The organism is Serratia sp. PL7 (assembly GCF_945957435.1).
On record NZ_CAMFLB010000019.1, the window covers coordinates 21040 to 46192 of the forward strand.

34 protein-coding genes are annotated in these 25153 nt (G+C 55.3%); 17 read left to right on the forward strand and 17 right to left on the reverse strand.

Features of this window, described 5'->3' with window-relative positions; genetic code table 11:
• Positions 1 to 10 precede the first annotated feature (10 nt).
• The 12 genes from N6G83_RS40300 to N6G83_RS40355 all read right to left on the reverse strand — a co-directional run bounded on the left by N6G83_RS40300 (position 11) and on the right by N6G83_RS40355 (position 9458).
• Positions 11 to 964, reverse strand: coding sequence for a hypothetical protein (locus N6G83_RS40300; RefSeq protein WP_087816486.1), 954 nt, complete (start codon positions 962 to 964; stop codon positions 11 to 13).
• A gap of 13 nt (positions 965 to 977) precedes the next feature.
• Entirely contained in the window at positions 978 to 2075 is a 1098-nt protein-coding gene (locus N6G83_RS40305; RefSeq protein ID WP_087816485.1) for a peptidase, read from the reverse strand.
• Between the two features lie 204 nt (positions 2076 to 2279).
• Positions 2280 to 2738, reverse strand: a complete 459-nt coding sequence (locus N6G83_RS40310) for a phage virion morphogenesis protein (protein WP_087816484.1) — start codon at positions 2736 to 2738, stop codon at positions 2280 to 2282.
• Between the two features lie 2 nt (positions 2739 to 2740).
• Positions 2741 to 3562, reverse strand: coding sequence for a phage minor head protein (locus N6G83_RS40315; RefSeq protein ID WP_087816483.1), 822 nt, complete (start codon positions 3560 to 3562; stop codon positions 2741 to 2743).
• A complete protein-coding gene (locus tag N6G83_RS40320; RefSeq protein ID WP_087816482.1) occupies positions 3543 to 5042 on the reverse strand; it encodes a DUF935 domain-containing protein in 1500 nt (499 codons plus the stop codon). The genes N6G83_RS40315 and N6G83_RS40320 overlap by 20 nt, the downstream gene beginning before the upstream one ends.
• A complete protein-coding gene (locus N6G83_RS40325) occupies positions 5042 to 6565 on the reverse strand; it encodes a hypothetical protein (RefSeq protein ID WP_260524148.1) in 1524 nt (507 codons plus the stop codon). Before N6G83_RS40325 ends, N6G83_RS40320 begins: the two co-directional genes overlap by 1 nt.
• Positions 6562 to 7107, reverse strand: coding sequence for a DUF3486 family protein (locus tag N6G83_RS40330; protein ID WP_032636387.1), 546 nt, complete (start codon positions 7105 to 7107; stop codon positions 6562 to 6564). The genes N6G83_RS40325 and N6G83_RS40330 overlap by 4 nt, the downstream gene beginning before the upstream one ends.
• The gene (locus N6G83_RS40335; RefSeq protein WP_032636386.1) at positions 7107 to 7418 is read right to left on the reverse strand and encodes a hypothetical protein; all 312 of its coding nucleotides are present in this window, start codon (positions 7416 to 7418) and stop codon (positions 7107 to 7109) included. Before N6G83_RS40335 ends, N6G83_RS40330 begins: the two co-directional genes overlap by 1 nt.
• Complete coding sequence (locus N6G83_RS40340; RefSeq protein WP_087816480.1) at positions 7411 to 7743, reverse strand: hypothetical protein; 333 nt, start codon at positions 7741 to 7743, stop codon at positions 7411 to 7413. The genes N6G83_RS40335 and N6G83_RS40340 overlap by 8 nt, the downstream gene beginning before the upstream one ends.
• Positions 7740 to 8393, reverse strand: coding sequence for a hypothetical protein (locus tag N6G83_RS40345; RefSeq protein ID WP_087816479.1), 654 nt, complete (start codon positions 8391 to 8393; stop codon positions 7740 to 7742). Before N6G83_RS40345 ends, N6G83_RS40340 begins: the two co-directional genes overlap by 4 nt.
• The gene (locus N6G83_RS40350) at positions 8383 to 9105 is read right to left on the reverse strand and encodes a transglycosylase SLT domain-containing protein (protein ID WP_087816478.1); all 723 of its coding nucleotides are present in this window, start codon (positions 9103 to 9105) and stop codon (positions 8383 to 8385) included. The genes N6G83_RS40345 and N6G83_RS40350 overlap by 11 nt, the downstream gene beginning before the upstream one ends.
• A 2-nt stretch (positions 9106 to 9107) precedes the next feature.
• Positions 9108 to 9458, reverse strand: a complete 351-nt coding sequence (locus N6G83_RS40355; protein WP_087816477.1) for a putative holin — start codon at positions 9456 to 9458, stop codon at positions 9108 to 9110.
• 179 nt (positions 9459 to 9637) lie between these two features.
• Between N6G83_RS40355 and N6G83_RS40360 the strand changes: the two genes are divergently transcribed.
• A complete protein-coding gene (locus tag N6G83_RS40360; RefSeq protein WP_087816476.1) occupies positions 9638 to 9895 on the forward strand; it encodes a hypothetical protein in 258 nt (85 codons plus the stop codon).
• Positions 9896 to 9910: 15 nt separating this feature from the next.
• Here the strand turns inward: N6G83_RS40360 and N6G83_RS40365 are convergent, their stop codons facing one another.
• Positions 9911 to 10483, reverse strand: coding sequence for a DUF2441 domain-containing protein (locus N6G83_RS40365; RefSeq protein WP_087816475.1), 573 nt, complete (start codon positions 10481 to 10483; stop codon positions 9911 to 9913).
• 238 nt (positions 10484 to 10721) lie between these two features.
• Here N6G83_RS40365 and N6G83_RS40370 point away from each other — a divergent pair, with 238 nt between their 5' ends.
• A complete protein-coding gene (locus N6G83_RS40370; RefSeq protein WP_087816474.1) occupies positions 10722 to 11492 on the forward strand; it encodes a DNA adenine methylase in 771 nt (256 codons plus the stop codon).
• Positions 11493 to 11541: 49 nt separating this feature from the next.
• On the opposite strand, the gene N6G83_RS40375 is transcribed toward N6G83_RS40370, so the two are convergent.
• Positions 11542 to 12069, reverse strand: a complete 528-nt coding sequence (locus tag N6G83_RS40375) for a hypothetical protein (protein ID WP_244634486.1) — start codon at positions 12067 to 12069, stop codon at positions 11542 to 11544.
• 41 nt (positions 12070 to 12110) lie between these two features.
• Positions 12111 to 12521 carry a helix-turn-helix domain-containing protein gene (locus N6G83_RS40380; RefSeq protein ID WP_087816472.1) on the reverse strand — a complete coding sequence of 137 codons (411 nt, stop codon included), beginning with the start codon at positions 12519 to 12521 and terminating at the stop codon, positions 12111 to 12113.
• Between the two features lie 88 nt (positions 12522 to 12609).
• Between N6G83_RS40380 and N6G83_RS40385 the strand changes: the two genes are divergently transcribed.
• The 15 genes from N6G83_RS40385 to N6G83_RS40455 all read left to right on the forward strand — a co-directional run bounded on the left by N6G83_RS40385 (position 12610) and on the right by N6G83_RS40455 (position 21521).
• Positions 12610 to 12834, forward strand: a complete 225-nt coding sequence (locus N6G83_RS40385) for a phage-associated protein, BcepMu gp16 family (RefSeq protein WP_032636378.1) — start codon at positions 12610 to 12612, stop codon at positions 12832 to 12834.
• Positions 12831 to 13136, forward strand: coding sequence for a helix-turn-helix domain-containing protein (locus N6G83_RS40390; RefSeq protein ID WP_087816471.1), 306 nt, complete (start codon positions 12831 to 12833; stop codon positions 13134 to 13136). Before N6G83_RS40385 ends, N6G83_RS40390 begins: the two co-directional genes overlap by 4 nt.
• 9 nt (positions 13137 to 13145) lie before the next feature.
• On the forward strand, positions 13146 to 14057 hold the full coding sequence (locus tag N6G83_RS40395) for a DUF3102 domain-containing protein (protein WP_087816470.1): 912 nt from the start codon (positions 13146 to 13148) through the stop codon (positions 14055 to 14057).
• Between the two features lie 4 nt (positions 14058 to 14061).
• Positions 14062 to 15831: a DDE-type integrase/transposase/recombinase gene (locus tag N6G83_RS40400; RefSeq protein WP_087816469.1), complete on the forward strand. Its 1770-nt coding sequence runs from the start codon at positions 14062 to 14064 to the stop codon at positions 15829 to 15831.
• 10 nt (positions 15832 to 15841) lie between these two features.
• Positions 15842 to 17008, forward strand: a complete 1167-nt coding sequence (locus N6G83_RS40405; protein ID WP_087816468.1) for an ExeA family protein — start codon at positions 15842 to 15844, stop codon at positions 17006 to 17008.
• A 2-nt stretch (positions 17009 to 17010) separates the two neighbouring features.
• Positions 17011 to 17280, forward strand: a complete 270-nt coding sequence (locus N6G83_RS40410) for a hypothetical protein (protein ID WP_063616857.1) — start codon at positions 17011 to 17013, stop codon at positions 17278 to 17280.
• A gap of 17 nt (positions 17281 to 17297) precedes the next feature.
• Positions 17298 to 17909 carry a DUF3164 family protein gene (locus tag N6G83_RS40415; RefSeq protein WP_087816467.1) on the forward strand — a complete coding sequence of 204 codons (612 nt, stop codon included), beginning with the start codon at positions 17298 to 17300 and terminating at the stop codon, positions 17907 to 17909.
• A 78-nt stretch (positions 17910 to 17987) separates the two neighbouring features.
• Positions 17988 to 18176 (forward strand): hypothetical protein, encoded by a 189-nt coding sequence (locus N6G83_RS40420; protein ID WP_087816466.1) that lies wholly within the window; start codon positions 17988 to 17990, stop codon positions 18174 to 18176.
• A complete protein-coding gene (locus tag N6G83_RS40425; protein WP_063924531.1) occupies positions 18173 to 18469 on the forward strand; it encodes a hypothetical protein in 297 nt (98 codons plus the stop codon). Before N6G83_RS40420 ends, N6G83_RS40425 begins: the two co-directional genes overlap by 4 nt.
• The gene (locus N6G83_RS40430; protein ID WP_087816465.1) at positions 18456 to 19145 is read left to right on the forward strand and encodes a DUF2786 domain-containing protein; all 690 of its coding nucleotides are present in this window, start codon (positions 18456 to 18458) and stop codon (positions 19143 to 19145) included. The genes N6G83_RS40425 and N6G83_RS40430 overlap by 14 nt, the downstream gene beginning before the upstream one ends.
• Positions 19142 to 19357, forward strand: a complete 216-nt coding sequence (locus tag N6G83_RS40435; protein WP_087816464.1) for a hypothetical protein — start codon at positions 19142 to 19144, stop codon at positions 19355 to 19357. Before N6G83_RS40430 ends, N6G83_RS40435 begins: the two co-directional genes overlap by 4 nt.
• Entirely contained in the window at positions 19347 to 19775 is a 429-nt protein-coding gene (locus N6G83_RS40440; RefSeq protein WP_087816463.1) for a gp16 family protein, read from the forward strand. The genes N6G83_RS40435 and N6G83_RS40440 overlap by 11 nt, the downstream gene beginning before the upstream one ends.
• The gene (locus N6G83_RS40445) at positions 19772 to 20161 is read left to right on the forward strand and encodes a Mor transcription activator family protein (protein ID WP_032636363.1); all 390 of its coding nucleotides are present in this window, start codon (positions 19772 to 19774) and stop codon (positions 20159 to 20161) included. The genes N6G83_RS40440 and N6G83_RS40445 overlap by 4 nt, the downstream gene beginning before the upstream one ends.
• A 140-nt stretch (positions 20162 to 20301) precedes the next feature.
• Entirely contained in the window at positions 20302 to 21156 is an 855-nt protein-coding gene (locus N6G83_RS40450; RefSeq protein WP_260524154.1) for a [formate-C-acetyltransferase]-activating enzyme, read from the forward strand.
• A 20-nt stretch (positions 21157 to 21176) separates the two neighbouring features.
• On the forward strand, positions 21177 to 21521 hold the full coding sequence (locus tag N6G83_RS40455) for a PTS fructose-like transporter subunit IIB (protein WP_021807973.1): 345 nt from the start codon (positions 21177 to 21179) through the stop codon (positions 21519 to 21521).
• Positions 21522 to 21811: 290 nt separating this feature from the next.
• Here N6G83_RS40455 and N6G83_RS40460 read toward each other — a convergent pair whose 3' ends face one another.
• Positions 21812 to 22699 (reverse strand): helix-turn-helix domain-containing protein, encoded by an 888-nt coding sequence (locus tag N6G83_RS40460; protein WP_211136190.1) that lies wholly within the window; start codon positions 22697 to 22699, stop codon positions 21812 to 21814.
• A 124-nt stretch (positions 22700 to 22823) separates the two neighbouring features.
• Positions 22824 to 25100 carry a 5-methyltetrahydropteroyltriglutamate--homocysteine S-methyltransferase gene (metE, locus tag N6G83_RS40465; RefSeq protein ID WP_199063216.1) on the reverse strand — a complete coding sequence of 759 codons (2277 nt, stop codon included), beginning with the start codon at positions 25098 to 25100 and terminating at the stop codon, positions 22824 to 22826.
• Between the last annotated feature and the right edge of the window lie 53 nt (positions 25101 to 25153).

A 25153-nucleotide genomic window follows, 5' to 3' on the forward strand; every position in this document is an offset into this window, starting at 1 on the left:
TATCGTCCCCTTATTTCACGATGTTGCTGATGAGATACCCGGCATCGCCACCGACCACGGCGACTTTGTAGATATCGGTATAGCGGCAGTAATTCACCTTGCCGCCTGCGCCATCGTACTTATCGGCAACTGGCATGCCTTTACGGCGCAGGGTGTAGCCGAACGACGGTTCATTCTCATCGGCACTGGTGGTACCTGGCTGGGGCTTGCCGACGTAATGCAGCATCAGGTTGTCGGCCCAGATATCGGACGGCGTTTTGTCCTTATCTTGGGCATCCTTCATGGAGGCCATGGAGACCGGCTCGCCGACCACCACGTCGTCCAGCTGGAAAAGGTCTTTCAGGATTTCAAGGGTGATGCGTTTGCGCTCGTTAGCCCCAATCGCCGCCTGAATGGCCGGGTGGAACTTCAGCAGGGACATCACGCTGGCCCCCATGGTCATCAGGTTCGGGCGCAGGCCCGTTTTGTTACGCACGGCTTCGATACCGGCTTCGATAATGCCAATCGGGTCACCTTTACCGCCAACCCAACGCTCAGCTGCGGCCAGGGCTTTGACGCTCCCCTGGACATAAACTTTCGGATCCTGAGCCAGGCGGGCGGCATACAGTTCGCGCTTCAGGTTGACGCCGTTCGTTACGCGGCGAATGGCCTTGGATTCTTCGTTGAACATTGACTCGGCTTTTTCGCGATAGTCCACCGGCGCGGCCAGATCGTGTTCATTAAGTACCAGGTCAAGGCTCCCGGTTTTCTCACGCACCAGAACGTTACTGTCAGCCCCTACGGCACGCTGGGTTTCGAACTCAACGAATGCCGTTTTGCCGAAGGTCGGTACTGTCACACCTTCTTTATCGGTCTCGACAATCGGGAAGATGCGCTCGCCGATGAAGGCCGCATTTTTATAGCCGCGTGCGATGCTGGTCAGCACCGGGTCAACGACGCGCTTACCCTTTAAATAATCAGACATGCTCTCTCCTTAATTACAGGCAGCGTGAGACAGCAGCGTCATAGCTGATGCCTTCTTTTTTCGACAGGTCGAGCGCTTTCTGATGCAGCGCCAGACGCTCTGGGTCGGCTTCGGCAAACTCTGCTGAAGACGTTGAAATACCGGTATCCACACGGTCTTTGGTCGCGTGTTCGCTAAAGTTCAGCACTGGTGCAGCGCCATCCAGCAGCGTCTTAAACGCCGTGGCGAGCGGTGTGCAGATATCTCCTTCGGCAAATTCCACCGGCTTATCACCAGCAGAGACCGCATCCAGAATGGCAACAACAACGGGCTTCGCTGCCGGGGCCAGTTGACCGCCGCTGACCAGCTTCTCAGCGTAGGAAACGTTGTCAGCATGGAGTTTCTCCTGCTTATTCTTCGCATCCAGCGCAGCTCGCTGGGTGGCATCTGCCTTCAGGCGGGTGTTTTCCGCCTGAAGGGCTTCAATTTCTTCTTTGGTCATCGCGTCATTCTCTTGTTGAGGGTTAGGGTTTGGTTCGCTGAAGTCCGGCACGGCTTTCACTGGATCGCGGTACGCTTCTTCACGCAGGGAATCCACCTGCCATGACGGAAGTACCTTGTCGGTTTCATCCAGCCCGAACTGGCCGATCAGAAAGTCACGCAGCCGACCCCAGAGAGAGGCATTGGTGATATCGCCCCAGTCGGCAAACTCGACGACGCCTTCTTCTGACTCACCAAATGACACCTGCTTCAGCCCCTTAATAGAGGGAGGCTGTGCCCCCAGAAAACCGACGTGACGCAGGTAAAGCGTGCCAGGTTTCGGGTTGCTGGGTGAGTCCGGGAGATAGAACGAGGCTGAGACTTTCTTGAAGCGCCCGTTGCCTACCAGCTCGGCAAACTGCGGGTCAAGTTGTTCAGGCTCAGCCAGCAGGTCAGCGCCGCTAAGTGACAGGGATTTCACCCAGCCCCACGCCGGGTCTTCCGTTTTGGGGTGGCCTATAACGAGTGGTGCTTCATGGACGGACGGATCGTAGGCTTTTACGCAGGCGGCAAGGTCGCTTTGCGTGAACGGCAGTTTCGTGCCGTGCATGTCGGTATGAGTACCGGCTTTAAAAATATGAATGGCTGACATTTTGCTGCCCCGCATGATGTTGTCGGAGACAGTTTGTGGAAAAGCCGCGAAGAGCGCTTTTAATCTGCTTTAGAAAAAATAAGGGGGGATAAGACAGAGAGAGGGAAGCAGGAGCGATTAAAACCGTAAACGAGGGGGCTGTAAACCTTTATAAAGGCTCCGGGGCGGGTAACGCGGTAAATCGCCCGTCCCGGAGGGTTAACATCAGCGACGGGCCGCAGATTCAAGATGACGCACAATCGTATCGAGGATGGGAATAACCACATCCGGCTGCAGCTCACCGTCCCCTGTCAGCGGCAGGAACGGGCGGGCCGGAAGCTCAACGGACTCATTGCGCCCCGTTTTACCACCGAACTGGTGAATCGGCCCATAAACGACGTTAGTGCCAACCGCTGCCTGCCTGTCGTCATGGTCTGTTGATACTGACCCCATCAGTCGCCCGGTGAGCTGCAGTGTCTGGCCATCACGATCCTGTGCGGCGAGCGAGGGCATCCATCCCGGACGGCCCCCATCCAGAAAGTTAAACTGCGTTTCCGTCAGCAGGGTTCCGGCGATCTTACGCATCGCAGGCTCCAGGTCTGTGGCGGCTAAATCCAGCGCCCGCAGACTCCGGCGCAGGGACTCATCGTTAATGGTGATGTTGACCAGATTATCGGAAGCCATCGTTATCCTCTCAATTCCTGCTGTGCCAGCGTTTGTAGCGTGCCCTGATAGCGGGCAAGGTCAGGACGGTATGCCGCCCCCGGTGCATAAGACCAGCCGACGTCGGTGGCCACCTTCGTGGTACCGGTGTTGAAGGTGGCGACGTTTTGCATCTCGCCGGTTTTCTCCGACACCAGCTTCAGCTCCCAGCCCATGGCGGTACCGGAATCCGCTACTTTCAGACCACGGGCACGGACATCTGCTGCACTCAGGGCAATCACGCCGCAGCGGCAGCGCCAGCCGTTCGGCGGGTAGAACGCCTGCCAGAACGGGTCATCATAGCGCAGCACCAGACCGTGCAGCATCAGGTGGCTCTTGCGGGTATGGCTGTCGTTGATGCCGGTGTACATCCAGTACGGTCTGTCGTCGACGTTCTCCATCTGTTCGGCCCAGCGCCCGGCGCTGTAGAGTACCGACATATTGGTGCGAAAGATGGTGTCGAGCCGCCACGGGCTACCCTGCTGGATAGTCACCGGTTCACCCGTTACCGGGTCGGTGGTGTCACGCGGCCCCCACCACCCCTTGCGTTGCAGCTCCGGCTCCAGCTCCTTTCGGAACCAGCGGTCTGTCTTCCCCTCTTCCAGCGCCTTCTGCAGGGCGCTTCGGATATCCTCCAGAATATCGAGGCGGGTGACTTTGGCCACGGTGAACGCGCGGGCATGCGCCTCCTGCCACATCTCCTCCCAGTCCCAGGTGATTTTATACCCTTTTGATTTCAGGTAACTGATAGCCCGCTTCGGGGGCAACGTCATGCTGTACGCCAGTTCAGCCGTGGTCACGCTCATGCAGACGCCCCCAGAGTGTTGAAACAAACAGGATACGGGTCAGCCGCTCCTGCAGGTCATCCGCGTTCATCTGCGGGTACAGTTCGGCCAGCGCCCCCAGCAGCTCCGAGGGGTTAACGCCGTCTTCAACCTGCTTAAACAACGGTGCCAGTACAGGCTCAAGCACGCCGTTTAACGAGCCGCCGTTCATCAGAATATCCAGCGCATCATCCAGATCCTGCTGCGCCTGAATGTCGGCATCAATCGCTTCGGCGAACGCCAGCGGTAGTGCGTTGTTGTTCTGGCGTTCTGAGGGTGGCGTCTCATCAATATCGCCGTCCTGCAGCTGATATTCGCGCTTGAAGTATTGCGGGGTGAAGACGACACCGGCGCGGCAAAGTTTCTCATCGCGGCTGGCCTGCAAATCATCGACCGTTCCCTGTTCCCACATGCGCCAGACGGGATTGGCCACGTCACCAAAGTTCAGCGCGACCACATGGCGTATCACCTGATTCACCGCGCTTTCGACGATTTCGGCGTCGGCATCGCGAATATCGCTGGTGACTTCGAGACCCGCCTGCGCCGAGGCTCGGTTGCTGTTCGCCTCGGTGGTCTGGTTCTGCCCCAGCAGGGCAATAGAGATTTCACTGCGGGCGAGCGTAATCAGATTCTGGTAAATATCGCTGCTGTCGGCTTTGCCTGCGGCCTCTTTAATTTCAATGGAAGAGTCGTCAGGAATAGCCGCCACGGCGTCTTCGACCATCGCTTCCATCGAGTCCAGTAGCAGGTCAATCTCACCCTGTGCCGTACCACGTGGATGCTTGCCGATAACCCACGGCGATCCGAATTTCTCAGCAAAGCGCACCCAGAACTTCATCCCGCCTTTCTTGAACGTCACAGGCCAGAAGCACATCGACAGGTCGGGGAAGCCATACGGGTTGTCATAGGTCGCATCCTGACGCGGTACCACGAACTTATTCATCGGTACGGGTTCGCCCTCCAGCCCGGCGTCTTTTGCCCGGAAGCGCAGCAGGTTGTCGTTGTCGAACTGGAACCACTCGGGTGGTTTACCCACGATGTCGGTGACCGCCCAGGACTTAACCGAACGGCCCCACATGATTTCGCAGGGCTGATATCCGTAGAGCACGGCATCAGTCATCTCGCCTATGATGCGGGAGATATCAAGGTCGTCGAGCATGTCGTTAATAAAGCTGAACACCCGCTCCGGAGCATGACCACGCTCAAGGCCACGCTCCAGCGACTTGACCGCCGCTTTACGCCTGCGGATACAGCCACCAACCAGCGGGTCGGTGCGCAGCTCGCGATAGATGCGAATATCCCGGCCCTGTGATTTGAGAATAGGATCGGGATTGGGCAGATACATCCCCAGACCGAAGAAGTCGATGGAGCGGCTGCGTGACGCAATCTGCTCCGTTAGCGTCTTATTCGGCTCGGCAAAGCTGACAAATTCATTGGGTGAAACCCAGAGTCCACGCGCCATCAGTAACCCTCCAGCATACGGGCCGACTGGCGACGACGGCGTGAGCTTGCCTTCACCGGCCCTTTGTTAATTTCACGGCTGGCAAAGTACGCCAGCGCCAGCGAGATAGCCGAGTCCCCGTGGCGTTTGCCACTGTCCGACTTCGCTTTTGACCGTTGTTCCGGTACGCGGGGAACGCCGTTAACCACCTGAACGGCCCGCAGGTCGTCCAGCGTGTCTTCATCCTTCGGCAAATCAATCAGGTTGCCATCCTCCAGCGCCGCCTTAACCGGTGGCATATGCTCGCGGTACCAGCTCTCGGTGGGCATGACCTGTTTCACGCGGCTGGAGCCGTAGCGCTGCATGGCGTATTCGGCGAGGTAAGACCCGTTACCACGGGCATCAAGTGCAGCACCCATCAGGTTTGGCAGGCCGTCCATCAGGTACCAGGTGATTTGTTCCTGCTGCTTGAACGGCACATTACGCAGCTCCATCACGAACGGGACGCGGCGTACCAGGTTCTTCTCCTGCAGCAGTGGATAGTCCACCGACAGGTCACCGCTGCGGCCAAAGTCACGCCCTAAAAACGAGCGGGCATCAGCGGGGATCGCCTCCAGCAGCGGCTTCAGATTCTCATCCAGCCAGTCCTGTGTATCACTGAAGCGCTCAGCGTCGGGCTTCAGCTCGTAGCCCTCAGGGCAGGTCAGGCGCAGCACCGGCGTATCGGGTGACATACGGGACTCAATCAGGGCGCGGGACAGCCAGGCGCCGCCGCCATTGGCCGGGATACAGTCAAGCTCTTCGGATGCGCCGGTGCCGTAGAACTTGTACACCGACGCCATCCACGCCTGTTCAGCGTCCTGCGTCCATTCCTTCCCGGTTCGCAGGCAGACACGGTGAAACAAACCCTGCGCAACGGCCTCTTTGAAGGCTATTCGCTGTACGCTGCCCCCTTGACGTCCGGCACGGATATCGCCAATGAGCGTATTGAACGGGTTGTCGTCACCGTCATGGGTGGAGATAACGCGCACCTTACCGCCCCAGATAAGCATCGCCAGCGCTGCTTTCAGCAGTTCGTCCAGTTGCTCATGAAACGCAGCCTCATCAATCACGATGATGCCCTGACGGCCACGCAGGTTAGACGGGCGACTGGAGAGCGCGACAACGCGGAAGCCGGAGTCGGGAAACTTGATGGTGTAGGTCTTGATGTGCTTGTCGTCTTCGTCCTCTTCCCAGAAACCTTCTTCAATCTCGCTGGCGGCGTAGTTGAAGGCCCGCGCCCACATGGCGCAGGCCTGGATATACTCGACGGTCATGTCCTGGTTGTAGGCAATGTAGTAGACGTTCATGCCACCGGCAGGTGCTGAAGAGGCTGCGGTCAGCACGTTATCGGACGCCTCTGCCCAGGTAATACCGGTACGGCGACTCTTCTCAATCACCTTAAGGGGGGAAGTATCAGCCACCCAGCGCTGCTGGTAAGGCATAAGAACGGCTGGCACATCCAGTGCCGAGGTATCAGGCAGAACGGGAGCAAGCTGACTCATGTGGCAATCCCCAGAATTTCACGTCGTAGCGCCTGTACGGCATCAGCAGACAGGCCACCCTTGCGGGCAATCTTCTCGGCGTTACCCGCCGCCAGCCGGGCGCGGTCACGGACTTCGCTCTGAAATTTCTTCAGGTTGACGGAGGCGCGGGACAGCGTGGCCACGTTCTTTGCCACCTTCGACAGCAGCGCCACGCGCTCTTTAGGGTCGACTTCGCCTTCTTCCGCTTCCTGCAACTGGACGATGCTCTCGAACAGCTCGGTTTGGATCAGGGCGATGACGGCCTCTGAACGCGCATCCTGATCGTCAGCCGCACCTTCGGTCAGCATACGGGCCGCTTCGGTGGCCGCACGGATGGCACCATAGCGGCGCTCAATCTTCTGGCCATAGCGATGGATAGCAGATTTGCTGATGACGTAACCCTGCTCGCGCAGCAGGGATTCCAGCTCGGAATAGCCACTGAAGCCGGATTCATTCAGCGCCCGCTCAAGCCAGCGCCGCACGTTTTCCGGCAGCTTATCTATCGTGCTGCGTCTGGCCATCATTCACTCCAGTACTTTTCCGGGCGGGCAATGCCGGGGCCGCATTCAACGGTATATTCCACCAGGTCAACGCCGAGGCGGGTCAGGTCGGCAAACCAGTCACCAGAGGGCTTCTTCTCCAGATCAACCATCTTGCGGTCAGCCAGATAGTCCAGCTCACGACGCAGCTCAAGATGGGTGGTGTCCGGGTAGATGGCGCGGGACACATCCAGCAACAGCGTTTCGCTGGCGGTGTACGGGCGGGTTTTGTTCAGAGCGACCAGCAGACTCCAGCGCAGGGATTCCCGGCGCACGCGGGCGATATCAACCATGGTGACCTCCTGTATGACGGTACTGTTGTACCACTTCCAGTTTGTTGTAGAGTGCGTCCAGCTTGGCCTCGATGACCGTCTGCCCCCGGATATAATCCTCGCGACGGACGTAGTTGAGGGGCAGTTCAGCCCGGAAGCGCATAAACTCTTTTTCCAGCTCGCCCCAGTTGGAGGCGGACTGCTGCAGCGACTGCTCAAGCGAGGCAAATCGCGCCGCCTGACGCTCCTCAGCTTTACTGAAAAGCCACTTGGCCATACCGCCGACAAAGCTCATGAAGGTGATGAGGAAGCCCACCACCGTCCAGAATTCAACCTGCAACGTCATTTTTCTAATCCTTCTCGTTCGTCCAGCAGCCCGTTTATCTGGCTGCGCCAGACGCGGCACTGTCTGGCGTTGTCGATGATGTTGGCGAGGACGTCACGCTGGGAGACGCCTGAGTTGCGTAGCCCGGCGTCAGCGGCTTCAGGTTGCCCGGACGCTTTGACAGCACCGGGGATAGCGGTGGTAGCGCTGCCTGCATGACCGGTGTCGACGGATGCGTCGGCATATCCGAGCGCGGCGTTGTACTGGCGCACGAAGCCGCGAGTAAACACGCACTCAATGGGATGACTCTTGCCTTTTTCATCAATCCAGCGCTGTGTGACATCATCAATTTTCTCTTTAAGTTGTTGGTTCTGGTTTTCAAGCAGCGATACCTGCTCAAGGTAATCGGCCTCTGCCTGATGCCCGGCTGCAACCTGTTCCTGATAACGCTTTGCCCAGGCCCGCAGCGCAGCGTTCTCAAGTGTTGTCTGTTCTGTTTTATAAGTATCGAATGCTGACTGCAGCGTCATCAACGCCGCATCCCCGTCGCGTTTTGCATCATTGTGTCCACCGCGATAACCCCAGTGGTACAGGCCATACAACGCCCCGACTAAGGCAAGCGCGATTAACATTCCGCGCCACGGCAGTTTTTTTATCAGGCTAGTCCACACAGCTGCCGCCTCCCCAGGTGAGATAGCGCGGGGCCAGTTCGTGCAGGATGCGCTGCGGGTAGTGACGGTTTTCCCGCCAGTTGGCGGCACTGCGCCCGGCATTCACCGTGGCGACATGCTCAAACCAGCGGGTACCGTCCAGCCCGTTTTGCACGGCCAGACGCTTATCACGCTGTACCCAGCCAAGTCCGCCGTTGTAGCCCGACAGGGTCATGGCCATCCGCTCGCAGCTATTGGCGGCGCTGACGCGCTGCCATAGCCAGCGGTCATAGCTGACCAGCGCCCGGATGGCCCATGCCGGATTAAACGGCTCACGGCTGTTCAGGCCCGGTACCAGCTGGCTAATCCAGTCGGCGGTGGCGGGCATAAACTGTGCCATCCCCTGAGCACCCACCGGCGATACGGCATCGGGTCGCCAGCCGCTCTCCTGATGCAGCTGTGCGGCGAAGTCTGCCACCGGCGCTGACATTCCCCATTCAAGCCGCGCATTGCGGATCACATCGGCGCGGTACTGCAGGGCCGCCTGCGGTGGCTGTGCTGCTCTGGCCTGGCTGAAGAAACCACCGCACCAGAGCAGCCAGGCGATCACCAGGTTGCCAGCAAGTTGCCACCAGAAGCTATGCCTGTCGTTGCGTGGTTCGCCATGCTTAATGGCGGTCACGCCCAGACCAAAGGCCAACAGGATGATGAGTGTGATTTGAGGCCAGCTCATGGTTACAGCCCCGTCGCCACGGCCAGACAGACCGCTGCAACTATCAGCGCACGGCGGATCAATGCGGCAGAAAAGACCAGGTGGAGGCCGGTCTGTACCGGGTAACGGCCAGACGCCATCAGCGTTTCATCATGCTTCAGGTACTGGCCGGGGCGGGCTTTAGGGAACAACGAACGGTCAAGCCAGTAGCCCAGCACAGCCGCCAGCGTAATAAGTGACAGCTTGTAGACAACCACCGGCAGCTGCTGAGGCGATACCAGACCGATGGTGCCGAGCAACAGCACTGAGGTCAGCAGCCAGCCGCTGAGACGGGGCTTTTTAACAGGGGGAATGAATTTTTTCAGGTTTTTCATGGTGCGTCTCCTTGTTGTGTGGGAGACAGCATCACAAATGCCAGGGGGAATGGATTTTAAACAGCGTTAATAGTGATGCGATGGGGCAAAACGCATGATTACTTTGAAAGAACGACAAGGCTGATGCACCAATACCTGACTAGCCAACAACCACAGATATTTCTTTGAAGGGAAAACGTATGACTTCGGCAACTGCTAAATCCAGCTCACTCTGTCTGATGGGGATCACCTGCGATGAGTATGAAACTGCAGCAAAAATTTACACCCTCAGCGTCAATGCTGACAATCTTGCAGAGGCAATAAGAGAGATGCAAACCGCGCTTGAGCAGGTGGAGAAAACGCCACGAATGCTCCCTGAGAGCAAACTGAATGGAATGCTTATCGGCCAAATAAAATTGACCATTAGCGACAACACAAAAAGGAGGCAAACTAGCTGATAGTTTTTATATTATTCACTCCGATATCTGACGACCAATCAATACAGGCAGAGGAATCAGCAGTTCCCAGAACGGCTTTTCTTCTTCCTTACCTTCCCTGACTGGAGCAGGTTCTCCAGACCAGTAAAGGTATGCCCGGCGATACAATTCAAGCACAGGGCAATCATCGCTTAGCAACCTCATATCGCCACAATGAACAGCCTCGTCGGTGAATACTTCATAGATAGGTGCAGTCCTGATCTCGTCTTCCTCACGCTCATCAGCCAGCTGTTCTCTGAATTCTTTAACTTCGCTGATGTGCTGACAGGCAAATAACGACTGGTAGCGGGATGGTTTCTCCGGGAAATGGCTACGGCGAACCAGCTCAAATACCAAGCCAATTAATAATGCCTGGCCATCACCGTTCTTCTCATCCATAAGCGGGCCGGGATTATAAAGGTAATTGTGGCCATGCTTTGACAGCCCATCTGGGTACATCTGAGTGAGGAAGATTGCCAACTCTTGCTTTTTAGGTTCGTAGTTTCCCTGAATAATCTGGCAAAACGGGCGTAAGCCATTTGCAGAATCAGCCGTGTAATACTTTGCCATACCAGAAAACCCTTCCTGAATTTAGTGCAGCAGCTCCTGCATCCATTAAACCGCATTAATAGCATGCGGGTATCCCTAAGCCTCATCCTTACAGTGAAAGAACGACCAGCCCGGTGCACGAACACCGGACTGGCCGTCAACCCACAGGTATCAGCTGTGAGCCGACCAGGGTTCAGTCAGTCTCGCGAGACCTGACTAGCCTGCCATATTTTCACTGACTGTAAAAGGCTTACGGATAATGAAAGAACAATCTTTGCCCATCGTTCCATGGATCGGCGGTAAACGCCGTCTGGCTAAACATATTTTGCCGCTTTTCCCAGCTCACACCTGTTATGTAGAGCCATTCAGCGGCGCAGCTGCTCTGTATTTTCTCAAGACACCCAGCAAGACCGAAGTTATCAACGATATCAATGGGGAACTGGTGAACTTATACCGGGTAGTCAAACACCATCTGGAAGAGTTCGTCCGACAGTTTAAATGGGCACTGGTGAGTCGCCAGATCTACAAATGGTTACAGGATACGCCGGAAGAAACGCTGACTGATATCCAGCGAGCAGCTCGGTTCTACTACCTCCAGAAGCAGGCATTTGGCGGCAAGGTAGCAGATCACACCTTCGGTACTTCCACCACCAGTGCGCCGCGCTTTAACCTACTGCGCATCGAGGAAGAGTTGTCAATGGCACACCTGCGTCTGTCGAGAACATTAATAGAACATCTGGACTGGCGACAGTGCATAAAGCGCTATGACCGCCCCCATACGCTGTTTTACTGCGACCCACCATACTGGGGAACGGAAGGCTATGGCGTGGAGTTTGGGCTGGAAAACTATGACCACATGGCGGAACTGGCGCGTAGTATCAAAGGAAAGATGATTATTTCGGTGAACGATATCCCAGAAATGCGGCAGGCATTCGACGGCCTGAATATCCAGACGGTGGATATCAGCTACAACCTTAAAGTCACAGGTAAGGCTACGCCACGGAAAGAATTGGTGATTTGCAATTTTTAAAAGTTAGAACGGTTAAGGTGGTGCCGTATCTACAGCACCACCTCAGTAGTTAATTCAGCCTCGGGCACGTCCAGGAATCACTATCAGGCTTTGGTGAAAAAACTTTCAAGCATCCCTCTCGTGGAGCCTTGCCATCATCTGTCATCGGAACATTTTCCTTATCAAGTTTAACGATAAGGTCTCCTCCGGGAACATCGTTTTTATCGAAAAGAACAGCCTGACATGCTGACTTAGATATTTTCACTTCGTGGACATTATTTGATATGAACAAAAAACAATTATGACCAGAGGCTATGTAGTCGACTGGAATATTATTTTCTTCTTTGATATGAAACTGAACCGTTGTCACCGTGCGTACGCTGTCCTCGGATACTTCGAGTTTTTCAAAACTGCCCGCATACTTGTCTAAACCGGGGAGTTGTTGGCGAATAAAAGGTAGTTCGCGGTTTACAACAGAGTTATCAGTTTCAATGCTAAAAACCGAGTGCTCTTTAGCTGGGATGGACGTATCAGCAGGATCAGCATTATCTCCACACCCGGCTAAGACAAATACCAACGGTAAAAATAATTTGCGCATAGTCATATCCTTATATCTTTAATGTTCTTAATGGGAACAGATTAACCTGTATTTTTTAATCTATCGAACGCTTCGGACAGTTCCTTAAGCCGTTTTTCCATATCAATCATTCGCTGTTTTTCCTCAGCGCCTCGCAGCAACTCTTTTCGCACCTCTGGCTCCAGTTGGTTTAGCAGCTCCAATAACTTCAGATCAGACTGATTGAAATGTTGCTCCTGATTAGCTGGGGGGATTTTCTCTGCCCCGACAACTTCCCCTATACCAGTAAGTAACCAATCTATTGATATACCCAAATGAGTACTCAGCGCAACAAGAGCTTCTGCGTTAGGTTCTCTTTCACCACGCAGATAGTTTTGAAGTGAGCGATATGGGATTTTTGACAAGTCAGACAATGCCTTAATCGTCAAGCTCTTAGAATCCATCGCTTCGCGTAATCTCTCTTTTATACTCATTTGATCATATCTCAATTTGACATACCCGATTGGGTGCGTACAATAGACCCAATAGAGTACATCATAACCCAACAGGAACACGGTGCATATGAACAAACAACAAGTTCGAGCACGACTGGTTGAACGAGGCAGCAGCCTGCGCCAGTTCGCGCTTAACGCGGGCTATGAGCCACGAACAGTCACTCAAGCGGTAAGCCGCTGGGCTGGCAAAAATGAACTTCCTCGCGGGCGACTGACGTATCGCATCCTGCGTGATTTGTCAGTTGTGATCGGCAAAGAAGTTACCCCGGGCATCCTTCAGGAGGCGTCATGAGCAAAGCAAATATTTCCAGTTCCGGCTCTCGCATCTTGCGAGTTCTTAAAGCGCTGCGTGGCCACACTTTGAACGGTGTATCAAATGGTGAATTAGCTTCAGCACTTAGTGAGTCACCGGCAAATATCAACCGGGCATTGAACACCCTGATTGAAGAAGGGCTTGCTATAAAACTTGATAGCGGTCGTTTTGCCCCTGGCACCCAGCTTCTGCAGATTGCTATCGCATATAGCAACGAGATGAACCGAGCACAGGATCGTATCAATGAAATTAACCAGCGCGTTATGGCTGGTAGCCGCTAAGGAGTAGAAATGGCACGCACAAAATCACAACCCGCTGAATTAGTAGAAGATGCGCCACTAGTGGGCGATCTTAATGTAAATCTCAATGCTATGACTGCACATCGTCTGGAAATTATGCAGCAGTTTGGTGATGGCCTGACGTATGAGCGTGACCGCATCATTCATGAGACGCGTTTTTACATGGCTCAGAGTGCTGAGGCGATGCTGGAAGCAGGTAAGCGGCTGATTATTCTGAAAGAAAATGAACCTCATGGTGATTTCATTGATATTCTTGAGAGCGAACTCGGTTTAGAGCCTCGCGTAGCACGGCGAATGATGCAGGCCAGCGTTAAATTTCTCGGTAACAGTGATGCCACGCCAAAACGGTCAACGTTGTCCGCTTTGGGCAAGGGAAAACTATATGAATTAATGACGCTTGATGACGAAGAGCTGGATGCTCTTGCTGATGGGGGGACAATTGTAGGGGCTACGCTCGACGATATTGAGCGTATGTCTGTACGTGAGTTACGCCAGTCCCTACGTGAAGCCCGCGAAACCAACTCAGCACAGCAGCGTGTTCTCGCTGACAAGAATGAGAAGATTGACGCGCTCTCCACCAAACTGGAGAAAAAATCCCGTATCCAGCCACCCAAGCCTGACGAAGAGGTGAAGAAACTGCGGGCTGAGGTAACAGCATTATCCACCGAAGCGGAATCAGCCATCACCGTTCGTCTGTTCAGCGCCTTTGAAACTCTGTGCGCATATTGCGCAGAAAATCAGATTGATACGCCAAAAGATTTTATGGCAGGGCTTGTTTGTGAGCTGGAATATGCCGCCCGCAGCCTTCGTTCGACCTTTGACCTTCCAGATACCCCGACAGGTAACGCTGCTCCAGCCTGGCTGACTGAGCCAGAACCTGAGATTAACCGGCAGGAGGCGTAAACCGATGAGCGCCGCCCTGACTGAACGACTGGTTTCTGTTGCCCGCGCGGCACGTGACGCGGGGCATGGAAAGCGCGGTGCGGTATATGACGCAGCCTGCGCTGAACTGGGCCTCTCCCGCGCCACACTACTGCGCAAGCTGAAGGAGGTATCTGTGACTGATAAACGTAAAAAGCGCGTTGATGCCGGACGCAGCGCCCTGAGTCGCGAAGAAGCCGCGCTGATATCCGCCACGCTGCGTGAGGCCACCCGTAAGAACGGTAAGCGCCTGTATTCTATTGCTGATGCGGTAGAAACCCTGCGCACTAACGGCTTTATCTCCGCAGGCAGAACGGATGAAGAAACCGGTGAGTTTTTCCCACTGTCCGAGGACACCGTCAGCCGCGCCCTGCGTAACTACGGCCTGCACCCGGAACAACTGGACGCTCCGGCACCGTCTTCGGAGATGGCCAGCCTGCATCCTAACCACGTCTGGGAGATTGATGCGTCGCTTTGTACGCTTTACTACCTGAGCAACGGCCACAAGGGATTGCAGGTGATGGACAGCGCGAAGTTCTACAAGAACAAGCCTGCCAACATCGCACGTATCGCCAGTGACCGCGTGTGGAGCTATGAGATTACCGACCATACCAGCGGCTGGATTTACGTTGAGTACGTGATGGGCGCTGAGTCCGGTGAGAACCTCTGCTCCGTTCTTATCAATGCGATGCAGGAACGCAGTGGCGCGGATGTGCTGCACGGTGTGCCGAAAATACTCTACCTCGACCCCGGCTCGGCGAACACTGCCGGTATGACGAAAAACATGTGCCGCTCGCTGGGCATCAACCTGATAGCGCACAAGCCGCATAACGCCCGTGCGACTGGTCAGGTGGAAAAAGCCCGCGACATTATCGAACGCAAGCTGGAGCCGGGATTGAAGTTCCAGCCGGTCAACAGCCTGGAAGAGCTGAACGCACTGGCCGTGAAATGGCGCAGCCACTTTAACGCCACAGCAGTTCACAGCCGCCACCGTAAAACACGCACGGATATCTGGCTGAAAATTACCGCCGATCAACTTCTGAAAGCGCCGTCTGTTGAGGTCTGTCGAGAACTTGCCGTAGCCGCGCCGGAAAGCCGTAAGGTGACGTCAAAACTGCGCGTACCGTTCCGGGGTATCGAATACGACGTCTCTGCAGTGCCAGGCGTCATGGTAGGCGAGAAACTGATGATTACCCGTAATCCATGGCGCACCGACGCCGCTCAAGTGGTGCTTACTGGCGAAGATGGCCACGAGATGTTCTTCCTGGTCGATGAAGTGAAAAAGAATGAATTCGGTTTTGCCGAGAAAGCGGCTGTCTTTGGCGAAAGCCATAAGGCAGTAGCGGACACCCCGGCGCAGACAGCGGCAAAAGAGATTGAACAGCTTGTCACCGGCACGGAAAACGCCACTGATGCCGCAGCGGCGCGCAAAGCGAAAGCGCTGCCGTTCGGCGGCAGGCTTGATCCTTACAAACATATTGACGATACCACGCTGCCGACTTATATGCCGCGCCGTGGACAGGCTTCTGAAGTGCGTAGCCCCCGTGTTGAGCAGCGCCCTTTGACTCACGTTGAAGCCGCGAAGGTACTGCGTGAGAAGTTCACAGCAAGTGGGCACAAGTGGACGCCGGAGCACTACCGCCAGTTAGCGGCACAGTACCCGGATGGCGTACCGGAAGTTGCGCTGGATGAGGTGATGGTCACCCTGACCACTCCGGCCCGCAGCAGCGTTATCAGCATCGTTAACGGCAACTGAGGAGGAAGACATGCTGGTACTGAAGCAACAACTGAAAGAGGCCCGCATCCCGCAGGCGGTGGTGGCGAGAGCCGTTGCCGTTTCCGAGGCCACGCTGGCCCAGATTGTGAACCATAACGAGTGGCCCCGCACTAGTCCTGAGGAGGTGCGCCAGCGTCTGGCGTCTTATCTGGAAAGTCAGGGGATTGATACAGCGAAGAGTTTTGATGCTGCACAGGGCGCTGTCACGCCCCGTACAGCGGGCACTACCGATAAAACCAACCTCAGTGAGGAAGAGAACATGTTACTCAAAAAGCAGGTGTTATTTCCAGCAACTAAAAAAGCGTTTGGCCTATTCCGTGACCCGTTTGCCGATGATGCCATGCAGGGCGCAGAGGATGTGTTCACCACACCCGATATCCGCTATGTGCGTGAAGCGCTTTACCAGACTGCCCGCCACGGTGGCTTTATGGCGGTTATCGGTGAGTCCGGCGCGGGTAAATCCACGCTGCGCCGCGACCTGATTGAACGCATCAACCGTGAGAATGCGCCAGTGGTGGTCATTGAACCCTACATCATCGCCATGGAAGACAACGACGTGAAAGGGAAGACCCTGAAGGCGGCGGCTATCGCCGAGGCCATCGTCAGCACCATCGCGCCGCTGGAGAATATCAAACGCAGTCAGGACGCCCGTTTTCGTCAGTTGCACCGCGTACTGAAAGACAGCTGCTCAGCGGGTTTCAACCACGTTCTGGTGATTGAGGAAGCCCACAGCCTACCGATCCCAACTTTAAAGCATCTCAAACGTTTCTTTGAGCTGGAGTCCGGGTTTAAACGGTTGCTGTCCATCGTGCTGATTGGCCAGCAGGAGCTGGCAGACAAACTTTCTGAACGCAATATGGAGGTACGTGAAGTCGTACAGCGCTGCGAGGTGGTTGAACTGTTGCCACTGGACAACAGCCTCGAAGAGTTTCTGGCGTTCAAGCTGCAACGCGCCGGTAAGCAGCTGGCCGATGTTATGGACGCCAGCGCGGTGGACGCCATTCGTGCCCGCCTCAGCAATCTGGGCAGCAACCGTAAAAGCATGGTCAGCCTGCTGTATCCGCTGGCCGTCAGTAACCTGGTGATAGCCGCCATGAATCTGGCTGCTGAAATCGGGGTTCCACAGATTAACGCCGACGTCGTCAAAGGGGTGTAACAATGAAATGCATCACCGACATCAACCAGCAGCTGCACCATTTGCAGTCTGCCATCGCAGCGCTGAACGCCATGAACAGCACCGTTCAGAGCATCATGATTGTAGGCAGTAAGCCGGTCATCCGCATCGCCAGAAACGGCCACTGTGCCCGCCTGCTTGCACAGGGGAAAGCAAGTTATATCCATGTTGGCCATGACGGTTCAGGCCGCTTTCGTCAGGGCGTCTTTGAGTTGCATGGCTGCCGGATTACCTGGTCAGAATCATTACATTAACCACAAGGTGAACAAAAATGAGCGAAATAAACAAAGACGAATATATGAAAGACCGCAAAGGCCGTCTGGTGCCGGTTACGCAGGTGTCCGATTACGATCTGGCGATGGATTCCTTTGTCAAAGAGCAGGTCGCGGCAGCTAAGGTCAAAAGTGCTGACCTCAGCGACTTCAAGCAGCGTGCTTTTGATGAGTGCTATGCCTGGCTTGACCTCGTGGCCGAGAAGTACGGCAGAACACGTGGCGGGGTTAAGGGTAACGTAACATTCAGCAGCTTTGACGGCAGTGAACAAATCACTATCCGTGTGCAGGAAACCCTGACTTTCGGGCCTGAGCTGCAGATCGCCAAAGACCTGATTGACGAGTGCGTTACCGAGTGGTCTGAAGGCGCGAACGCCAACCTGCGGGCCATCATTGGTGACGCCTTCCAGGTTGATAAAGAGGGCCAGCTTAATACCGGGCGTATTCTTTCCCTGCGCCGGGTAAAAATTCAGGACGAACGCTGGAACCGGGCGATGGAGGCGATATCGGAATCACTGCAGGTAGCTATGTCCAAAACCTATATTAATTTCCGGGAGAAAGACAAACACGGGAAGCTAATTAATATCCCGTTAGATATCGCTGCCATTTAATTTTAATTCAATTTCTTTTTATTTCGGCGTCAGCGTCGTGGGTTTCTGCACGCCGAAAACAGCTTTAAGGAATTAAACATGTCCATCAAATGTACCAACTGCCAGAAAGGTATCACCACCATGAAGTTCAGCGAGGCCAGCGTTATTACCTCCGGTAAATACCGTGTCCCGACGGTTCTCGTCACGCTGGTATGCCCTCACTGCAGCCAGCATTACTACGTGGAAGTCCCTGCCATGGAGTTCATCCCCTGCGAGGCGAAAAAATGAAAGGCATGAAATTATATAACCGCTCCACTATTTATAGCCTGGCCCTGAAAACCTTCGGCCCTGAAGCACAGGCGCTGAAGCTGATGGAAGAAGCCGCCGAACTGGCCGCTGCTGCCGCCCGCAACATGAATGGCCTGGGCAGTGAAGTTGACCTGGCTGGCGAACTGGCCGACGTTGAAATCATGATTGAACAGTTCCGCCTCAACGGGATGGGCCTGATGATTGACTATCATAAGCAGCAAAAGCTGGAACGCCTCGCCGAACGTCTGGGGGTGACTTATGCCGCAGAATAATGAAAAGTTACTGGAGAAGTTAAAAAAGCTGCTGGCGCTGGCCAAATCAGATAACCCCCATGAAGCGGCACTGGCCCTGCAACGCGCCCAGAAGATGATGCAGGCATACAATATTACTCAGCATGACCTTGCACTCAGTGATATCGATGAAAGCATCAGTCGCTACTGGGCCGCAGGCAGCGTTAATCCCCCTCGCTATATGCTGGGCCTGCTGGATATTATCCAGGTTGCATTTGGGGTTAAGTCTATTATTCACTCTGGTTTTAAACCCAGCGTTGGCTTTTACGGTAATAAAGACCGCGTGGAACTGGCCTCATACACATGGGAGGTACTGGCCAGACAATTAATAGCAGCACGTAAAAACTATATCGGGCGGCAGAATAAAAGGATCAAGAACAAAACCAAAACCAGCCGTGGTGACAAATTTGCCGAAGGCTGGGTACTGGCCGTGCGCAGCGAGGTTCATTTATTTGCTATGTCCCGAGAGGAACGCGAGCTGGCGAAAATCTGGCTTGAGCAGAAATACCCGGAATCAGGTACAACCATGGGCCGTGAGGCCGGGAAATCACGTGACGCAGACATGTCCCGCCACATCGGTTACAGAGAGGGTGAAAACGTCCGCCTGCATCAGCCTGTCAGCGGACAGGAACAGCGGAAGCTAAGGAGTTGCTCATGATGGCTGAATCCATTGTATGCGCCCTGTTCTGGTATGGGCTCGTGGGGTGGTGTACTGCTGAGCTGCACCGCCATTCAGGGTTTTACTCACGCTACAGCGGTGCCAGGCACTGGATTAGTTGGGCCGTTATGTTCCTGTGCTGGCCTGTAGCGCTTCCTTTGTATGTCGATTATATCGGTGGCGAAGGTAGAGGGAGTGGCGATGATGACTAAACAGCGTCTTATTCAACTCATCCATATTGCCCGCAGCGACCTGAAGATGGACGAAGATACCTACCGCCAGATGCTACAGGGGTTAACCGGTACGGCTTCAACCATAGGAATGGATCTTCCGCAGCTAACCAAAGTGCTGGATTCCATGAAAAAGAAAGGATTCAGGGTTAAGCCTGTCGGAAACGCTAAAACCGGTATTGCGCTGGATGACCACCCACAGTCCCGCAAAATACGCGCTCTCTGGCTGGATATGGCTGCTGCAGGCGTTATCCGTGACAGTTCTGAACTCTCGCTGGCACGTTGGGTGAAACGGGAAACCGGTGTTGACGGGTTGCGCTGGCTGAACTCGGAACAGGCCAGCAGTGTTATTGAGAAGCTCAAAAAGTGGCATTACCGGACAACGGGGAAACGAACATGAGCGACCATAGCCAGTTTCGTAGTAAAGGGCCTGAATTGCTGGTTGAACTTGCCCAGCATACCGCTACTACGGTGCGTGAAATTATCGAAATTGACATCGCAGTGGCTGACCAAATCGGCGAGGCAGTCGCTAACCGCATGATGCAGGTCTGGGGCGGGCAGAACGTGTACTTCCCGATGGGCATGGTCTGGAAGGTCAGCCAGCGCGACAGGGAAATCTTCCTGGAGTTCGACGGACGCAACCATCACGAGCTGGCCCGCAAGTTTGGCGTTTCGCTACAGTGGATCTACAGCGTGGTAAAACGGGTTAAAAGGGAAGAACTGGATCGGATGCAGGGTAAGCTGTTTGATGGTGAACCTGATGACGATGCCGGAACAAGGGAGTAAAATCACAATCTAGGCTGGTTCGAACTTGTTTTTTTCGGGCCGGTCTGATTTTCACATACTGTAAGGTTATTGCACATTCCATCCAGTCTCTTCCCATGTTGACCCAGTTCATCCCATAATTATCTCACTAACTCCCTGTCATTTATCTCAAGTCTAATCAAACACCCGCAGAGCCGCAGGCCCGGATCTTCAATATTCAGCGTTATTCGCTGAACGACGGCCACGGCATCCGCACCGTGGTATTTTTCAAAGGCTGCCCACATAGCTGCCCTTGGTGTGCCAACCCGGAGTCGATGTCGGGCAAGATCCACCGCGTACGCCGCGAGGCCAAATGCCTGCGCTGCCAGCCCTGCCTGAACGACGCACAAGAGTGCCCAAGTGGGGCGATGGAACTGATCGGGCAGAACATCACGCTGGAGGCGTTGTTACAGCAAATCCTCAAGGATGAGGTGTTTTATCGCACTTCCGGCGGCGGAGTGACGCTTTCCGGCGGAGAAGTGCTGATGCAGGCCGAGTTTGCCACCCAGCTGTTGCAGCGCTTGCAGGCGTTGGGCATCAATACCGCCGTCGAAACCGCCGGAGATGCCTCGCAGGCCCAAGTGCTGGCCCTGGCAGAATACTGCGATCAAATCCTGTTCGACCTGAAAATCATGGATGCCGAGGCCGCCAAACATCAGTTGAACATCAATCTGCCACGGGTACTGGCAAACTTTACTGCGCTGGTGCAGCGCGGAGTTAACCTGATCCCACGCCTGCCGTTAATACCCGGCTACACTTTGAGCACGGAGAATATGGCGCAGGTGCTGGCATTTCTGGCGCCTTTTGGGCTACAAGAGATCCACCTGTTGCCTTTTCATCAGTATGGCGAGGCGAAATATACCCTGCTGGGGCGCGAATATGCCATGCGCGGCGTAGCAGCCCCGACAGAGCAACAGATCGCTCCCTTGCAGGCGATGGCGCAACAGGCAGGTTACCGAGTGATCATTGGCGGTTGAACAGAAGCAAAGGGGCTGACATGACGATAAAACTCGTAGCGGTAACGGCCTGTATCAGCGGGGTCGCCCATACCTACATGGCTGCCGAGCGGCTGGAAAAACTGTGCGCGCAGGAGAAATGGCCGGTCAAAGTAGAAACCCAGGGCGCATTGGGGATTGAAAATTCGCTGACGGCGGACGATCTGGCGCAGGCCGACGTGGTGCTGTTGATCAGCGACATTCTGCTGGCGGAAAGTGAGCGTTTTGAACATCACCGCTGCGTGCAGATCGGCATCAACACCTTTCTACGCACGCCAGAAAAGGCGCTCAGTGCGGTACGCAAGGCCGCCGCTTCACCCCAGGAAACGCATATCCGCGTGGTTTAACTGCTGTGTTAGCCCCCTCACCCTAACCCTCTCCCCAAGGAGAGGGAACCGTTCGAGTATCTCTGAAATTATAGTGATGCACCTTGGATGCGGGGACCCATCGAGTATCTCTGAAATTATAGTGATTCACCTTGGATGCGGGGACCGATCGAGTATCTCTGAAATTATAGTGATTCACCTTGGATGCGGGGACCGATCGAGTATCTCTGAAATTATAGTGGCTCACCTTGGATGAGGGGACGATTGCGTTTGCTGAGACGGCCTCTTTACCTGCAAAAGAACAGGGGCTATCAGCTCCCTCTCCCTGTGGGAGAGGGTTGGGGTGAGGGGCACAGCTCGCTGTGATACTGGCCGCGATACTCCGACGGGGAACGTTCGGTGTTCTTGCGAAACAGGCGGCAGAAATAGTTGCTGTCGACAAACCCGCAGGCGTGCGCCACTTCTTTCACCTTCATGTCATAGCGTTTAAGCAGGTGCTTCGCCTGCTCCAGCCGCACATGATTGAGATATTCGTTAAACCCGATGCCGCCGGCCTTCTGGAACAGATGAGAAAGGTAATTCGGTGAGATATAAAATGCCTGGGCCACCGACTCACGGGTGAGCGGCTCGCGATAATGCTCCTCCAGGTGACTCCGCACAGCATCAAACAGCGCCTGACTACGTGAGGCGGTTCTCACCGAGGTGCCAAACAGATCGAGCGCATGGCTAAGCAAGCCCTTCACCAGGAAACGCGCGGTGGGCTGATCGCTCTGGTGCCAGGAGAGTTCGTTAAGCGCCTGCAACATAAACGACCCCACGCGCGGGCCACGGCGCGCCACGTTATCCTTACCCAACGGTAGAGTATTTTCCCCATCCCAGCCCAACAGGCTATAGCCCAGTTGCTGCTTGCCAAACAGCAGGCTGAGCGTAGTCGTCGGTTGCTGCCAGCGCGGGCTGTTCCAGCCTTGCGCCGGGACAAACAGCACATCCCCCGGCAGCAGTATCTGCTGTTGCCGCGCTCCCTGGCTGCCCTCCCACTCCATTTCCTGCTCCCCGTCCACCACCAGCTCAAGACGTGGAAAGCCTACCTGATAGGCCAGCTCCGGGGCCGGATGTTGATTACCGGCAAAATAAACCTGCCGGATCCCCTGCCCATCATCGAGCAGCGGAGCCAACACGGCCACCAGCGGGTGTTTCATCGGGAATAATCCTTCAAACCAAGTGGACAACGAAACTTGATAATAACCAATAGCGGCGAGGAAAACGCGGGAGTAGAACAAGAAAAGGGCGCCGAAGCGCCCTTGGTTAAACATCGTGTTTGGATCAGACAACCTGGTCACGCAGACGCTGAGCTGCCAGCACCATGTTAGCCAGCGACTGGCGGGTTTCTGGCCAGCCACGGGTTTTCAGGCCGCAGTCTGGGTTGACCCACAAGCGTTCCGCCGGGATGTTCTGCGCCGCTTTACGCAGCAGCGCTTCGATCCATTCTACGCTTGGCACGTTCGGCGAGTGGATGTCGTAAACGCCCGGCCCGATTTCGTTCGGATAGTCGAACTCTTTGAACGCTTCCAGCAGATCCATATCGGAACGAGAGGTTTCGATGGTGATCACGTCGGCATCAAGCGCTGCGATAGAATCCATGATGTCGTTGAACTCGCAATAACACATGTGGGTGTGGATCTGGGTATCGTCCTGCGCCACGGCGGCGTTCAGTTTGAAGGCATCCACCGCCCAGTCGAGGTATGCGGCCCAATCGGACTGGCGTAACGGCAGGCCTTCGCGCAGTGCAGGCTCGTCGATCTGGATGATACCGATACCGGCCTTCTCCAAGTCTTCCACTTCGTCACGCAGTGCCAGCGCAATCTGCTTGGCGATCACTTCACGGGTCACATCTTCACGTGGGAAGGACCAGCAAAGAATGGTCACCGGGCCGGTCAACATGCCTTTTACCGGCTTGTCGGTCAGCGATTGAGCAAATTTGGCCCACTCTACGGTGATGGCTTCCGGGCGGCTGATATCGCCAATAATCACCGGTGGTTTCACGCAGCGGGAACCGTAGCTCTGTACCCAACCATTTTGGGTAAACACGAAGCCGTCCAGGTTCTCGCCGAAGTATTCCACCATGTCGTTACGCTCGGCTTCGCCGTGCACCAGCACGTCCAGCCCCAGGCGTTCCTGCTCGGCGATAGCCTGCTTGATATGTTCGCCGATGCTGGTGCGGTAGTTGCTACCATCCAGACGGCCCTGCTTGAAGTCCAGGCGCAGGCCGCGGATTTCGGTGGTCTGCGGGAAGGAGCCGATGGTGGTGGTTGGCCAGGCAGGCAGATTAAAGCGATCGCGCTGAGCCTGGGCACGTTGCTCATAAGGGCGCTGACGTTCACTGTCTTTGGCAGTGATAGCCGCCAAGCGTTTTTCAACCTGTGCATTATGCACACGGCTGGATTGGCGGCGGGCGCGGATTGGTGCGCTATAGGCATCCAGTTTGGCTTGTTTGTCTGCCCCTGGTGCATTCAGAGCTGAGCTCAACAACGCCAGCTCGGCACATTTTTGCAGTGCAAAGGCGAACCAGCTTTTCACTTCTTCGTCCAGGCGGCTTTCCACACTCAGATCGATCGGGCTGTGCAGCAGCGAGCACGAGGTGCCAATCCACAGCGGGCGGCTACCGACCAGCGGCTGAAGGCGTTCAAACCAGCTGCTCACATCGGCACGCCAGACGTTACGGCCATTGATCACCCCAAGCGACAGTACCCACTCTTTCGGCAACGCGTTGTTCAGGGCAGCGGCATCATCTTTGCCTGCGACCAGATCCACATGCAGCCCCTGCACCGGCAGTTCGCGGATGGTGTCTAGGTTATGGCCAATGCTGTCGAAATAGGTGGTCAGCAGCAGTTTGACCTGGCCTTGCAACGCGGCATAAGCCGGTTTAAAGGCCTCCAACCAGGCGTTAGGCAGTTCCAGCACCAGCGCAGGCTCGTCGATCTGTACCCACTCAATGCCGCGTTTGGCCAGCTCAGCCAGCACTTGCTGGTAGACCGGCAGGATATCGTTCAGCAGCGACAGGCGGTCGAACTGCTCACCCTTCACCTTGCCCAGCCACAGATAGGTTACCGGGCCCAACAGCACCGGCTTGATTTTGTGACCCAGCGCTAACGCTTCGTCAACTTCATCCAGCAATTGAGTCCAGCCCAGTTTGAACTGCTGGCCTTGAGTAAACTCAGGCACCATGTAGTGGTAGTTGGTGTTAAACCATTTGGTCATTTCCGCCGCCGCCGCAGGTTCACCGGTGGGTGCGCGGCCACGGCCAATACGGAACAGGGTATCGAGGTCGATCGAGCCATCCTGGTTTTGATGACGCGCCGGGACGTTGCCCAGCAGCAGGCTGGTGGTCAGCACGTGATCGTACCAGGCGAAATCGCCAACCGGCACCAAATCCACCCCGGCCTGCTGTTGTTGTTGCCAGTGACGAGCGCGCAGCTCGCGGCCAACCGCCAACAGCTCTTCCTGTGTTGAATTACCTGCCCAGTAACTTTCCTGCGCTTTTTTCAGTTCACGACGCAGACCAACGCGTGGAAAACCCAGTGTGTGATTTAGAATTGTCATCGTCATATTTCCCATTTAGCCGTCCAGATGTTTACACATCCATAATCCGCAGG